The sequence below is a fragment of the Streptomyces sp. Ac-502 genome (assembly GCF_045222935.1).
In the GTDB taxonomy this organism is placed as follows: Bacteria; Actinomycetota; Actinomycetes; order Streptomycetales; family Streptomycetaceae; genus Streptomyces; species Streptomyces monomycini.
Window position 1 is genome coordinate 6067246 of the sequence record NZ_JBHFFO010000001.1, and the last position, 13006, is coordinate 6080251.

16 protein-coding genes and 1 riboswitch are annotated in these 13006 nt (G+C 72.7%); of the genes, 2 read left to right on the forward strand and 14 right to left on the reverse strand.

Annotation, left to right across the window (positions count from 1 at the left end):
• Window positions 1–9: 9 nt before the first annotated feature.
• The 7 genes from ACEXOX_RS27595 to ACEXOX_RS27625 all read right to left on the reverse strand — a co-directional run bounded on the left by ACEXOX_RS27595 (window position 10) and on the right by ACEXOX_RS27625 (window position 6429).
• Window positions 10–513: a Fur family transcriptional regulator gene (locus ACEXOX_RS27595; RefSeq protein ID WP_406523874.1), complete on the reverse strand. Its 504-nt coding sequence runs from the start codon at window positions 511–513 to the stop codon at window positions 10–12.
• Window positions 514–534: 21 nt separating this feature from the next.
• Window positions 535–1590 carry an ABC transporter substrate-binding protein gene (locus ACEXOX_RS27600; RefSeq protein WP_406523875.1) on the reverse strand — a complete coding sequence of 352 codons (1056 nt, stop codon included), beginning with the start codon at window positions 1588–1590 and terminating at the stop codon, window positions 535–537.
• An 8-nt stretch (window positions 1591–1598) separates the two neighbouring features.
• Window positions 1599–2393: an ABC transporter ATP-binding protein gene (locus tag ACEXOX_RS27605; protein ID WP_406523876.1), complete on the reverse strand. Its 795-nt coding sequence runs from the start codon at window positions 2391–2393 to the stop codon at window positions 1599–1601.
• Between the two features lie 85 nt (window positions 2394–2478).
• Window positions 2479–3591, reverse strand: coding sequence for a FecCD family ABC transporter permease (locus ACEXOX_RS27610; RefSeq protein ID WP_406523877.1), 1113 nt, complete (start codon window positions 3589–3591; stop codon window positions 2479–2481).
• A 101-nt stretch (window positions 3592–3692) separates the two neighbouring features.
• Window positions 3693–3817: riboswitch (cobalamin riboswitch) on the reverse strand.
• A 27-nt stretch (window positions 3818–3844) separates the two neighbouring features.
• Window positions 3845–4408, reverse strand: coding sequence for an FABP family protein (locus tag ACEXOX_RS27615; RefSeq protein ID WP_030021049.1), 564 nt, complete (start codon window positions 4406–4408; stop codon window positions 3845–3847).
• Between the two features lie 286 nt (window positions 4409–4694).
• The gene (locus tag ACEXOX_RS27620) at window positions 4695–5453 is read right to left on the reverse strand and encodes a hypothetical protein (protein WP_406523878.1); all 759 of its coding nucleotides are present in this window, start codon (window positions 5451–5453) and stop codon (window positions 4695–4697) included.
• A gap of 61 nt (window positions 5454–5514) precedes the next feature.
• On the reverse strand, window positions 5515–6429 hold the full coding sequence (locus ACEXOX_RS27625; protein WP_406523879.1) for a hypothetical protein: 915 nt from the start codon (window positions 6427–6429) through the stop codon (window positions 5515–5517).
• Here ACEXOX_RS27625 and ACEXOX_RS27630 point away from each other — a divergent pair.
• Window positions 6415–6708, forward strand: a complete 294-nt coding sequence (locus ACEXOX_RS27630) for a hypothetical protein (RefSeq protein WP_406523880.1) — start codon at window positions 6415–6417, stop codon at window positions 6706–6708. The two genes, ACEXOX_RS27625 and ACEXOX_RS27630, sit on opposite strands and share 15 nt — an antisense overlap.
• A gap of 212 nt (window positions 6709–6920) precedes the next feature.
• The gene (locus tag ACEXOX_RS27635) at window positions 6921–7286 is read left to right on the forward strand and encodes a DsrE family protein (protein ID WP_406523881.1); all 366 of its coding nucleotides are present in this window, start codon (window positions 6921–6923) and stop codon (window positions 7284–7286) included.
• A gap of 45 nt (window positions 7287–7331) precedes the next feature.
• Here the strand turns inward: ACEXOX_RS27635 and ACEXOX_RS27640 are convergent, their stop codons facing one another.
• The 7 genes from ACEXOX_RS27640 to ACEXOX_RS27670 form a co-directional block, all read right to left on the reverse strand.
• Window positions 7332–7643: a DUF3099 domain-containing protein gene (locus ACEXOX_RS27640; protein WP_406523882.1), complete on the reverse strand. Its 312-nt coding sequence runs from the start codon at window positions 7641–7643 to the stop codon at window positions 7332–7334.
• Between the two features lie 119 nt (window positions 7644–7762).
• Window positions 7763–8050 (reverse strand): DUF1416 domain-containing protein, encoded by a 288-nt coding sequence (locus ACEXOX_RS27645; RefSeq protein WP_030021044.1) that lies wholly within the window; start codon window positions 8048–8050, stop codon window positions 7763–7765.
• Between the two features lie 56 nt (window positions 8051–8106).
• Complete coding sequence (locus ACEXOX_RS27650; protein WP_406523883.1) at window positions 8107–8952, reverse strand: sulfurtransferase; 846 nt, start codon at window positions 8950–8952, stop codon at window positions 8107–8109.
• 136 nt (window positions 8953–9088) lie between these two features.
• Window positions 9089–9196 carry a putative leader peptide gene (locus ACEXOX_RS27655; RefSeq protein WP_360125604.1) on the reverse strand — a complete coding sequence of 36 codons (108 nt, stop codon included), beginning with the start codon at window positions 9194–9196 and terminating at the stop codon, window positions 9089–9091.
• A gap of 255 nt (window positions 9197–9451) precedes the next feature.
• Entirely contained in the window at window positions 9452–10162 is a 711-nt protein-coding gene (locus ACEXOX_RS27660) for a DUF2993 domain-containing protein (protein ID WP_030021042.1), read from the reverse strand.
• Between the two features lie 737 nt (window positions 10163–10899).
• Entirely contained in the window at window positions 10900–12570 is a 1671-nt protein-coding gene (locus ACEXOX_RS27665) for a hypothetical protein (RefSeq protein ID WP_406523884.1), read from the reverse strand.
• A gap of 8 nt (window positions 12571–12578) precedes the next feature.
• The gene (locus ACEXOX_RS27670; protein WP_242440569.1) at window positions 12579–12842 is read right to left on the reverse strand and encodes a MoaD/ThiS family protein; all 264 of its coding nucleotides are present in this window, start codon (window positions 12840–12842) and stop codon (window positions 12579–12581) included.
• Window positions 12843–13006 lie beyond the last annotated feature (164 nt).

Here is a 13006-nt window from a genome sequence, read left to right on the forward strand (position 1 = left end):
TACGACCGGCTAGGCGGTGGGCCCCGACCCGCCCTCGGCGGGCGGCCCGCCGTCCGGCGTCCGTGCGGTGCCGGTGCCGGTACCGGGGCCCGCGCCGGGGCCGGTGCACGCCGCGCAGCGCCCGAAGATCGCGAAGTGCTTCAGGTCCGTGTCAAAACCGAACGTCTCCCGCAGCGTCGTCGTGAACGGTCCGGCCACCGACAGATCGGCTTCGATCACTTCCGAGCAGTCCCGGCACACCAGGTGGATGTGGTGGTGCCGGGACGCGAGGTGGTACGTGGGCGCGCCGTGCCCGAGGTGGGCATGGCTGACCAGGCTCAGCTCCTCCAGCAGCTCCAGCGTCCGGTAGACGGTGGAGATGTTCACGCCGCCCGCCGTCCTGCGCACCTCGGTGAGGATGGCGTCGGGTGTGGCGTGTTCCAGCTTGTCCACCGCCTCCAGCACGAGCTGCCGCTGAGGGGTCAGCCGGTACCCGCGCTTGCGGAGGTCGCTCTGCCAGTCGCTGCTCACCACACCGACAGTGTAGGAGGACGTTCAGTGGCCGCCTACGTTCCGCAGGTAACCGGAGAGCGCGGCGACGGCTGCCGGGTTGCGCGGGCTCTCCACCAGGTCGGCGTAGTCCAGTACGAAAATGCGGTCGTTCTTGATCGCCGAGACGTTCTTCAGCGGCCCGTACGACTTCAGGAACGCCTTCTTCTGTGCGGCGGTCGGCGTGCCGTAGTCGTTGATGACGATCACGTCGGGGTCGCGTTCGACCACCGATTCCCAGCCGACGGTGGTCCAGGAGTCGTGGAGATCCTTCATGACGTGGTCACCGCCGGCCTTGGTGATGATGTCGTGCGGCCCGGCGAAGCGGCCCGAGGTCATCGGCTTGTCCTGGCCGCCGTCGTAGAGGAAGACGGTGGGCCGTGCGCCGTCCTTGGGCACCTTGGCCTGCGCGTCGGCGATCTGCTTGCGGTACGTGGCGATCAGCGCGTCCGCCCGGTCCTCGACGTCGAAGATCTTCCCGAGGGTCTTCAGGTCGGTGTAGAGCGCGTCCAGCGGCGGCATCACGCCGCGCGCGCTGCCCTGGCCGCCGTCGGTCCCGTTGCGGCACGACTCGGTCAGGACGTAGCTGCCGATGCCGAGCTTCGCCAGGGAGGCGGGGGTGACGTCGCTGTCCTCGCCGAAGCCGTAGTTCCAGCCCGCGAAGACCAGGTCGGCCCTGGCGTCCAGGGCGATCTCCTTGGTGATCGCCTTCTTGGAGAGCCAGGGCACCTTGCCGTACGCGTCCTTCCAGGCGACGGCGTCGATCCTGCCCCGGTAGCCCGGCATGACGTACCCGGCCATGTGGTCCTCCAGGCCGAGCGCGAACATGATGTCGGCGATCCCGACGTCGTTGGTGACCACCCGCCGCGGCGCCTTGTCGTACGTGGTCCTCGTCCCGCAGTTCTCGATGGTGACCGGGTAGTGGCCGGATCCGCCGCCGCCCGTCCCGGACGCCTTGGCGGCGCCGTCCTTCCCGTCCTCGGCGACGTGCGCGCCGCAGCCGGTGAGCGCGGCGAGTGCGAGGGCGGTGAGCAGGGCGGCGGAGCGGTGGCGGGTGCGCATGGGGGGCCTCATGAAGTGGTGGGGGCGTCGGTACGGGCGGGCAGGCGGTCGAACAGCAGCTGGACGACGCCGGTCTCCGGATGCGGTACGCGGTGCGCGCGCACCCCGAACACCTCGGCCAGCAGCTCCGGGCCCAGCACGTCGTGCGGCGCGCCGGAGGCGACGATGCGCCCGCCGGAGATGACGTACAGCTCGTCGCAGTGCCCGGCCGCCAGGTTCAGGTCGTGCAGCGCGGTCAGCACCGTCAGCCCGCTGTCCCGTACCAGCGCCAGCAGCTCCAGCTGCTGCGCGATGTCGAGGTGGTTCGTCGGCTCGTCCAGCACCAGCACCCGCGGCTCCTGGGCCAGCGCGCGGGCGATCAGCACCCGCTGCTTCTCGCCGCCGGACAGGCTCAGGAAGGCCCGGCCGGCGAGGTGGGCGGCGCCGGTACGCTCCAGCGCGTCCTCGCACACCCGCAGGTCGGCGGCGCTCGGCCGGCCCGATCCGCGCTGGTGCGGCAGCCGCCCCATCGCGACGACCTCGGCGGCCGTGAACCCGAACTCGGTCGCCGATTCCTGGGGCAGCGCGGCCAGGCGCCGGGCCCCTTCGCGTACGCCCATGGCGTGCAGGTCGGTGCCGTCCAGCCGTACTGTCCCGGCGGCCGGGCGCAGCGCGCGGTAGGCGCAGCGCAGCAGGGTGGACTTGCCGCTGCCGTTGGGCCCGACCAGCCCGACGATCCGGCCGCTGTCCGCTCGCAGGGTGATGTCGTGCACGAGCCGCGCGCCGGCCACGTCCACGGACACCGCGTCGATGTCGACCCGCATCAGGCCCCGCCTCCGTACGTACCGCCGTGACCCCGCACCGGACCCCGCATCAGGCACCGCATCAGGCACCGCATCGGACCTCGCATCAGGCCCCGCCTCCGAACGTGTAGCCGCGCCGCCGCATCAGCAGCACGAAGGCCGGCACGCCGAGCACCGCGGTGATCACTCCGACCGGCAGCTCGACCGGCGCCAGCAGCACCCGGGACAGGATGTCCACCCACACCATCAGCACCGCGCCCAGCAGCGGCGCCACCGCCAGCACCCGCCGGTGCCCGGCGCCCACCAGCATCCGCGTCACGTGCGGCACCATCAGCCCGACGAAACCGATCGCCCCGCTGACCGCCACCACCGCGCCGGTGACGGCCGCGGTGACCGCGAACAGCTCCCGGCGCAGCCGCCCGGGGTCCACACCGAGCGCGGCGGCCGACTCGTCGCCCATGGCCAGCGCGTTCAGGCGGCCCGCGGAGAGCATCAGGTACAGCAGCGCCCCGGCCACCGCCACCGCGGCGACCGGCAGCGAGCCCCAGCCCGCCCCGCTGAGGCTGCCGAGCAGCCACATCATGGCGGACCGCGCCGCCTCGCCCCGGTCGGCGGCGAAGACCATCAGCGTGGAGAGGGCGGAGAAGCCGTAGTACATGGCGGAGCCGGTCAGGACCAGGCGCAGCGGGGTCAGGCCGTGCGCGCTGCGGGCCGCCGCGTAGACCAGCACCATGGCCAGCAGTGCCGAGCCGAAGGCGGCGGTGGACAGGGCCCAGACGCCGAGCGCGCCGAGCGAGCCGAAGAGCAGGACGGCGTTGGCGCCGACCGCGGCGCCGGAGGAGATGCCGAGCACGAAGGGGTCGGCGAGGGCGTTGCGCACCAGGGCCTGGACGGCCACACCGATGGCGGACAGCCCGGCGCCGACGACGGCGGCCAGGAGCGTGCGCGGGAAGCGCAGCTCCCACACGATGGTGTAGGCGGAGACCTCGTCGGAGGTGATGGTGCCGCCGCTCAGCCCGGCGCCGAGATGGCGCAGCACCTCGCCCCAGCCGACGCCGGAGGCGCCGAGGCCGACACCGCACACCAGGGACGCGAGCAGGACGAGGGCGAGCCCGGCGACCAGCGGCACGGTGGGCAGCGGCGAGCCGGTACGGGGCCGGTCGCCGTCGGGCCCGACGGGGGCGGAGGCGGGGGCGGCGGTACGGGCTGGGGCGGCCAAGGGGCGTACGCCTTCGGCTCGGGCCGCGTCCGTACGGTCCGGGGTGACGCCGCGTGGCGCGAGGCCCGCGGCGGTGTCCCCTCGCAGTCCACGGCGAGTTGATCAGGAACCGGCGCCCCCGCGGGTGATCGGGCTGGCGGAACGCGTGTTCCGCACACCGTTGCGGGTCAGCGCCGGACTCTCACCGGACTTCCCCGCGGGGCGCTCTGCGACTGTCTGTACTGATGAGCGGACCTGTGGAGGTCCGGCTCGGCTACTTGAAGAAGGCGATGCCGTCGTCCGGCAGGTCCTTGATGTCCTTGGCCCACTCGCGCGGGTCGACGACCTTCTTCAGGTGCGCCGACATGTACGGGCGCAGCGGCACCTCGGGGGTGGCCTTCTCGCCGACCCACATCAGGTCGCTGTTCACGTACCCGTACAGGCGCTTGCCGCCGGTGTACGGGCCGGAGGCCGCGGTCCGCGCCACGGCGTCGGTGGCCAGGTCGATCTGCGGCTTCTGGTCGGCCAGCTCGCCGTACCAGACCTCCGCGACGCCGCCGTCGCGGATCATCACGATCTCGACCTTGCGGTCCTTGTCGATGCGCCAGTAGCCGGACTCGGTCTCCAGCGGAGCGACCTTCTTGCCCTCGCCGTCGAGCACCCAGCTGTGCGAGGTGTATTCGAGGAAGTCACGGCCGTCGTGCGTGAAGGTGACCTCCTGGCCGAAGTTGCACTTCTCGGAGCCGGGGAAGTCGGCGACGCCGGCGCCCTCCCAGTTGCCGAGCAGGAAGGCGAGGGGCACGAGGGCCGGGTTCAGGTCGGACGGGATCTCGATCATCAGCTCAGGCGATCTGTGTCGGGGGAAGTCTGGTGTGTTCGGTGGGTCTAGCGCTGGCCCTGGTACAGCTTCTTCCAGGTCAGCCCGGCGAAGGCGACGACGCCGACGGCGACCAGGACGAGCAGGGTGGTGAAGACTGCCTCAAGCACGAGCGCGCTCCTCGGACGGAGTGAGGTGTTACGGACCGGAAGCGAGTCTAGTCGGCGTGCTCGGTGGCGGCGCTGTGAGGTCGGTCCCGCCGGGCGCCCGGGTGCCTGACGCCCCCGGGAGACCCGGCGCCGCCGGTTCAGCTCAGGAGATGCTGCTGGAGGGCGACGGACTGGTAGAAGGCCGTCGGTACGGTGCCGCCGGGGCGGGAGTGGACGACCAGGGCGATGGTGTCGCCGGCGGACAGGTAGGCGTACCGCACCGAGAGAGCGCCTTCGGAACCCGTCTCCTTGTAGAGCTCCGCCCCGGACCCGGACCAGCCGCCGATGGCCGAGCCCGCTACCTTCGGCACGGCCTTCTCGTACGCGTGGTCCCGTCCGACGGTCTGTGCGTCCCGTAGGAAGACGGCCGGGCCGCGCACGTCGCTCAGCACGGTCAGCCGGAAGAACTCGGCCACCGCGGCGCTGTCGAACTGGAGCAGGTGTACCCGGGACCGGGTGCCGTCCGGCATGGTCCAGCCTCGCGAGGCGGTGCGCCGCGGGGCGTAGTCGGCCAGGTGTCGCCGCAGCAGATCGTTGTACGGAGCCGCGTACTCCCCGGTGAAGGGAGCGGCGTCCGGCGTGCCCTCCCCGCTCTTCTTGTCGAGATCCACCGTGGCGTCCTCGGGGGCGGACAGGCGCAGCGCGCCGAGCTCGGCGTGGTGGATGCCGCGATCGGAGAGGGCCTGGCCGGCGAAGGGGGCCGAGGCGCCCCGGGGCAGCGGCGGCCGGTGCTGCTCCGGGTACGTCCAGCGGCCGTCGTCCGGCGTGCCCAGGCCGGGCAGGTCGGTACGGTCGGCCGAGGTGATCCCGTAGGCGATGCCGGTGCCGAGGACGGCACAGACCGCGACGGCGGCCACAAGGCGGGGCAGGAGTCCGGGGCGGCGTCTGCCCCCTCCTCGGCCGGTGCACTGTTCTCGGTCATGCGGTGCCTCCGTGCGCGGCGAGACGGTCGAGTTGCCGGGAGAGCTGGCGGGCGCCCTGCGTGGTGTCCAGTTCGTTCGGTCCGTACACGGTCAAGAGGACCAGGATCCCCTTCGCATGGCCGGCGCACAGCATCGATGCCGTCGATGCGGCGCCCGGCCGTTCGGGCAGGACACAGCGCGCATCGGGGTGGCCCGGGACCCGGGGCCCCTCGCGGACGCCGTCCCCCACGAGCGCGGCGGCGAGGTCTGCCGGACCGTTCCCCGCCCCGCCTGCCTTGAGGCGGATGAGCTGGACTTCCCGGATCTGGTCGGCGCCCGGGTACGTCCGTACGGCCGACTCCGTGGCGCCGTGGCGGCGGAATGCGGTGGCGAAGGCGTTCCTGGGGCCGTCGGGGAGCACTCTGAGCAGTTCCGACGCCAGCAAGACCGACCGCGCGGGGCCGTACAGGGCGTCGTCGCGGAACCGGCCCGTGTCGGGACCGTTGCCGGGGCCGCCTCGGGCGGGCAGCATCTCGGCACGGAGTGCGGCGGCGCCCGTGCCTTCGGCGGTGGGCTGCGATGTCCGCGCGGGGGCCTTCCGCAATTGGTCGAGCTGCCGCTCGGCCAGCGTTTTCGCGGTGTTCTTGTCGACCCGTGCGGTGTCCTGGAAGATCATTTCCATGACGACGCCGCCGCGCCGTGCCAGGGCGTGGGCCTGGTACACGGGCTCGCCGTCCAGGCTCTCCACCGTTTCGTCGTGCACGCGCAGTTCCCCGGTAGCGGTCCCGGACAGTTTCACGTCGACACCGAACCACTTCCGCTGTTCCTCCACCCCCGTCCGCACGTAGCGCGCGGCCATCGCGGTGTTCGTGTCGCGGAACTGGTACAGGATGGTGCGGACGGTGAGGCTGCCGCGGTGCCACTCGTCCATCACGGCCCGCCGGAAGCCGCCTTCGGCCAACCTCTTGAACGGCCCGGTGGCGTCCTCGTACAGCTCGGCGAGTTCGTCCAGGCGCAGCTGACGACGGCTGTCCCGCTCGGCCGTCGCCCCTCCGGCCGCGGCGCCAGCAGCGTCTCCAGGTCACCGTCGGCCCACGGTGCGGCCGCCGGCCGTGCCACCGCGTCCCCGGCCGTCTGCGACGGCTGCGCCGCCACGCCCGCCGCCAACGGCGGCAGCGGTGTGGGCGGCCGCCCGTACTGGACGGCGTAGCCCGTGGCCACGCCGCCGACGACGCCGAGCGCGGCGCCCAGGGCGATCAGCGGGCGCGTACGGCCCGCGAAGCGGTGGCGTAACCCCGGGCGGGGTGGCTGGTCAGGACGATCCGGCTGCACGCGGCCCCCATCAAAGATCGTGTGTAGGTCGGACACCTGACCAACTGCGGGGCCGAAAGGTTGCGTTGGCAAGCGCTCTAAAGTGGCCGTATGGCGAAGAAGCTGGTGATCAAGGTGACGGCGGGGGCTGACGCCCCCGAGCGGTGCTCGCAGGCGTTCACGGTGGCGGCGGTGGCCGTGGCCAGCGGTGTGCACGTCTCGCTGTGGCTGACCGGGGAGTCGGCGTGGTTCGCGCTGCCGGGGCGCGCGGCGGAGTTCGAGCTGCCGCACGCGGCGCCACTGCCGGACCTGATCGACTCGATCGTGGCGGGCGGCGGCACGATCACCGTGTGCACGCAGTGCGCGGCCCGCCGGGACATCGAGGAGAAGGACCTCATCGAGGGCGCCCGGATCGCCGGGGCCCAGGTGTTCGTGAGCGAGATCATGCCGGACGGGGTGCAGGCGCTCGTCTACTGAGGACGCGGCTCAGCGGCGCGGGCCGCCGACGGTCCGGGCCGCGGCTCAGCGGCGGCCCGAGCCGGAACCGGACCCGGAGCCCGGCCCGGGGCGGTGGTCGTCGATCTCGCGCCACCACCGGTCCGACTCCGGATCGCCCGACTCGTCCCACCAGCGCTCACCCGGCTCCCGCCGGTTGCCGATGATCGCCGCGAACGGCGGGATGACCATGGCGATCACACACATCGCCACGGCCGCCGGCACGGACCACAGCCGTACCACGCCCCAGGCCAGGACGAACAGGGCGATGCACACGCCCATCAGGACGAAGTACCGGCGGTGCCGGCGCTGCGCGGGCGGACGCTGGTGCGCGGACATGGTTCCACCGTAGATCCGGCGGCGGTGGCTGGGAAGCGCGGCGGGCCGCACCCCGGCCAAGGCGTCCAACCCCTGGGGTGCGGCCCGTCGGCCGTACGCGCGTACGTGTGCGTACGCCGTCAGACGGCGATGGTGACCTCCGCGAGACCGCCGTGCTGCGCGACGACGGTACGGTCCTTGGTCGCGCCCGGCACCAGGGCGCGCAGCGTCCAGGTGCCCTCGGCCGCGTAGAAGCGGAACTGCCCGGTCGCCGAGGTGGGGACCTCGGCGGTGAACTCGCCGGTGCTGTCCAGCAGGCGCACGTAACCGGTGACGGGCTGGCCGTCGCGGGTCACGCTGCCCTGGATCGTGGTCTCGCCCGGCTTGATCGTCGAAGCGTCCGGGCCGCCGGCCTGTGCTCCACACATATGAGTCGTCCTTGGTGAGTTGAGGGGTGCGGGGTGGCGGTACTGCGCCGGTGCGCCTACTTGGCGGCGCCGAGCTCGATCGGCACGCCGACCAGCGAGCCGTACTCGGTCCAGGAGCCGTCGTAGTTCTTGACGTTGGACTGGCCGAGCAGCTCGTGCAGCACGAACCAGGTGAGCGCCGAGCGCTCGCCGATGCGGCAGTAGGCGATGGTGTCCTTCGCCAGGTCCACGTTCTCGGTCTCGTAGAGCGCCTTGAGCTCGTCGTCCGACTTGAAGGTGCCGTCGTCGTTGGCGTTCTTCGACCACGGGATGTTGCGGGCGCTGGGCACGTGGCCGGGGCGCTGCGACTGCTCCTGCGGCAGGTGCGCCGGGGCGAGCAGCTTGCCGCTGAACTCGTCGGGGGAGCGCACGTCGACGAGGTTCAGATCGTCGATCGCGGCGACGACGTCGTCACGGAAGGCGCGGATGGAGGTGTCCTGGGCCTTCGCCTTGTAGTCGGTCCGCGGACGGTTCGGCACCTGCGAGCCGTCGACCAGGTCGCGGGAGTCCAGCTCCCACTTCTTGCGGCCGCCGTCGAGCAGCTTGACGCTGTCGTGGCCGTAGAGCTTGAAGTACCAGTAGGCGTACGAGGCGAACCAGTTGTTGTTGCCGCCGTAGAGGACGACGGTGTCGTCGTTGGCGATGCCCTTCCCGGAGAGCAGCTTCTCGAAGCCCGCCTGGTCGACGAAGTCGCGGCGCACCGGGTCCTGGAGGTCCTTCTGCCAGTCGATGCGGACGGCGTTCTTGATGTGGTTCTTGTCGTAGGCCGAGGTGTCCTCGTCGACCTCGACGAGGACCACCTTCGGGTCGTCGATGTGGGCCTCGACCCAGTCGGCGTCCACCAGGACGTCGCTACGGCTCATGTTGTTCTCCTCCGGGGCAGTTACGGGGCACGCGTACGCCGGTGCGCGCTGCGGGCGAGGGACGCGGCGCTGCGTGGGGGAAGTGCGGGTGTGGCCTCAGCGGGCCGGGCGGAGACGGGGAAAAAGAGGCCGCCCGTCAGGCAGTGCGACAGAGCATGGCGGCGACGCGGCACAGGTCGACTGCCCGCCGCTTCGTGAGGTTCGCCTGTCCCCGCGAACGGGAACCGCTCAGAGAGCTCTGCATGCGACCGATCGTAGGGAGGGGCGGCGGTACGTGTCACCGGCGTGTCGCATGCTGAGACGTGGCCGTCCGTATGGCGGTACGGAGGGGTGGTGCGAGGGGCGCGCGGGGCGTGTTGCCGTGGCCTGCGCGCCGGGAGGAGTCTGGCGTACGGGACGGGATGTCTCAGTGTGCGGACGGGCGGGTGATTGGTGGCGATTCGTACCGTTTCCGGTGGCCGGGGGTGGGGGCGCCCCGGCCGGGCGGAGTCCGGACGGATCAGCCGGGCAGCTTGACGTCCTTGCCGCTGGCCGAGATCGAGATGCCCTCCCGTGTCGAGACCACCTTGTCCAGCTTCAGACCGCCGGGCAGCCGGTCCAGCTTCCACTCGTGGTCGGTCTGCGCGCGGACCTGGTTCCGGCAGGCGGACAGCTGGGAGCAGAGGGCCGGGAGGGTGTCGGCGCGCAGCCGGACGGTGTCGCCGTTGACCACGCTCACCGTGCCGGTGACCTCCAGCGAGTTCAGCATCGGCAGGTTCGGCAGGTTCGGGGAGATCTTCACCTGGCTCTTGCCGTTCTTCTCGCCGCCGTAGCTCACCTTGACGTTCTTGCCCGAGGCGGTGGTCAGGTCCGCGTAGGAGATACGGGCCTCGCCGGTGGCGCTCGCGGCGCTCTCGATCGAGGTGTAGTCGCTGGTCAGCTTCACGTCGTGGAACTGCGCCGACAGCTCCTGGATGCGCAGCGTGTGGCCCTCGGCGGTGGCGTTCAGACCGTCGATCCTGGCGTCCACCTGGTCCAGGCTGCGGCCCGCGACCTGGGTCAGGAACGGGAAGCCGGTGATCGACACCTCCGGCGTACGGTCCAGGCCCTGGCTGCTGCGGATCTTGTCAGCGGCCTTGTCCTCGGCGAAGTTCACGGCGATCCGGTCGGCGGCCACGAACAGGCCGCCGAGTATCACGACGATCACCAACAGCACTCGCAGTGCGCGCATCGAACCACTACCCCCAGGCGTGGGGCCGAAATCGGCCCGGTTTTTCCGGGTCAGGCCCCCGGTCGGATGCGTGCGAGCCTAACCGGACCATGGGGGGCGGTGCCTTTTCCGGTCGGCGGCCGGGGTGTCCCGCGGCGTCCCGCGGCGTCCCGCTGCGTCTCGCGGCGCCCCGTGGCGTCCCGTGGCGTCCCGCTGTGCCCTGCGGGGTCCTGCGGTGTCTCGCGGCGTCCCGCGGTGTCCCGCGGTGTCTCGCCGTGTGAGCTTCGGCGGGGCTACGCCTGGGTAAACCCCCGGTGGGGGAATGTGGGTGAGCGTCCCGTATGGCGGGCGGGCCGGCTGGCCCCGGTTCGGTTCGGCCGCACGGCGTGCGCTTCGGCGCGGCTACGCCTGGGTAAACCCCCGGTGGGGGAATGTGTGCGATCGCCCCGTAGGGCGCGCGGTCGACGTGAGCCCGGCGATGCGACGCCGACGTGAGCCCGGCGATGCGACGCCGACGTGAGCCCGGCGATGCGACGCCGACGTGAGCCCGGCGATGCGCGGCCCATGCCCGCCCGGCGATGCGCGGCCCATGCCCGCCCGGCGATGCGCGGCCCATGCCCGCCCGGCCATGCGCGGCCGACGCCCGCCCGGCGACGCGCGGCCCACTCCAGCCCAGTGACGCGCAGCCCACGCCAGCCCGGCGAACAACCAAAGGCGGGCCCGTGATCACCACCGGGCCCGCCCACGACAGCCGCCTCTCAGGCCAGCGCCCGCCCCAGTACGTAGATCGCCGGGGCCGCCAGCGTCAGCGGCAGGGCGACGCCCGCCGTCATGTGCACGAAGCGGGACGGGTAGTCGTAGCTGGCCACCCGGAGGCCGATCAGGGCGCAGCCGCCGGCGACCAGGCCCAGCAGGGCGCCGGACGCGCCTAGGCCGGTGAGCTGGCCGGCCGCGATGCCCGCGCCGGCGCCGCCGAGCAGGGCGACGACCAGTGAGGCGGCCGACGGCAGCGGCAGCGCGCGGGCGAGGGCGGTCACCGCTACCGCGACGCAGCCCACCGTCACGGCGTTCTTCGTGGCGGCCAGCTGCCCGGCGGCCAGGACCACCAGGGCGGTGGAGGTGAGGCCGGCGGTCAGCGCGTACATCCGCTCGTCCGCGCTGCTGCGGTTGCGCAGCTGGAGGACGAGGACGAACAGGCACCAGACGCCGAGGGTGCCGATGGCGACCACGGGCGCCTGGTCGCGTGCGGTGGCCAGCAGCGCGATGTCGGTGGTCACGCCCGCCAGGAAGGCGAGGGCGATGCCCTGCCGGGCGGGCCACATGCCGTTGAGGCGGAACCAGCCCGCCGCGGTGACGGCCTGGAGGAGCACCACCGGCACCGCCAGGGCCACCTGGGGCAGCGGCGCGGCGAAGGCGAGGAGCAGGGCCAGTACGGCGGTGACGGCGGCGGGTTGCAGGCCGGGCGGGATGATCGGCGAGCGGCCCTCGGCGCGGGCGCGCTGGTTGGGCGCGAGCCGCGACAGGTCGGGCGCCGGCTCGGCCGCGGGCCGCTCGGGCTCCGGCGCGCCCCGGTGCCGGGACTGCGCACGGGACTGGGTTTGCGGCTGCGGGGCGCGGGCGGTGGCCGGTTCCGGGATCTGCTTCGGCAGGTACGCGGTCTCTTCGGCGGCGGACGGGTCCGGTGCGGACGGGCCGGGGCCACCCGGGTCCGGGCCGCCCACGACGGGCAGCTGGACGCTGGTGTCCCAGGTCGGCGCCGTCCAGGTCTGGGTCTGCGGGCCGTCCCGGTCGTCGCCCGTGGCGTAAGCGTCGGATCCGTACGAGGTGGCTCCGGGGGAGGTCTGCCCGTAGGCGGGACGGCCGCCCGGCCCAGTGGCGTACTGGCCGGACCGGCCGGCCTGGCCCTGCTGTCCGTACTGGCCGCCCTGGCTCTGCTGTCCGTACTGGCCGCCTTGGCCTTGCTGCCCGTACTGATTCTGCTGTCCGTACTGGCCGGCCTGACCGGTTTGGCCCTGCTGTCCGTACTGGCCGGACTGCTGCTGCTGTCCGGCAGCCGCGGGCCAGGCGCTCTGCTGCGGACGTCCGTAGGCGTCGTAGGTCTGCTGGGGGTGTTGCTGCGGGGGCTGCTGCTGGCCGTACGGCGGGGTCCCGTACGCCTGGTGCTCGTACGGCTGCTGCGGCTGCTGTCCGTAGCCCTGCTGCGGCGCCTGGCCGTACGCGCCGCCGTGACCGCTGTGACCGCCGTACGACTGCGGGGCCGGCGTCCCGTACGCGTCGCCGGACCCGTAGGACCCGTGCGCGTCGTACGGCGCCTGCGGATCCGCGGCGGCCTGCTGCGGGTGCGCGGGCTGCTGCGGCTGCTGCCGCTGGTCCTGCGGCTGGTACGGGTCGTAGGACCCGTACGGGTTCTGCGGCTGGTTCTCGCTCATGGTCTCGCTCATCCTCCCGCGAACGGCGGCAGGACCTCGACGGTGCCGCCCTCGGCCAGCCGGACGGCCGCGTGGTCGCGGCCGCCGACCGGGTCGCCGTCCACCAGGAACGAGCAGCGCAGCAGGACGCGGGCGAACTCGGGGTTCGCGGCGTGCCGCTCGCGTGCCGTGGCCAGTGCCTCGGCGAGTGTCGCCGCCGCGTACGGCTCCTCGGCGGTGCCGGCGGCGGCCTTCGCCGCGGCCCAGTAGCGCACGGTGCCAGTTGTTGTCACGGCGGCCTCTTCATCGTCGTTCGTCGTGCGTCGTCAGAGGCTTCCATGATGGCGTACGCCGCGGCGGGTACCGTTCCGGGCAAGTTCGGCGGCTGTCCGGACAAGTTCTGGCAAAACCTCCTGCTTCGTTCGAGTGGTGCGGGGAAATTCGATTGCCGCGGGCA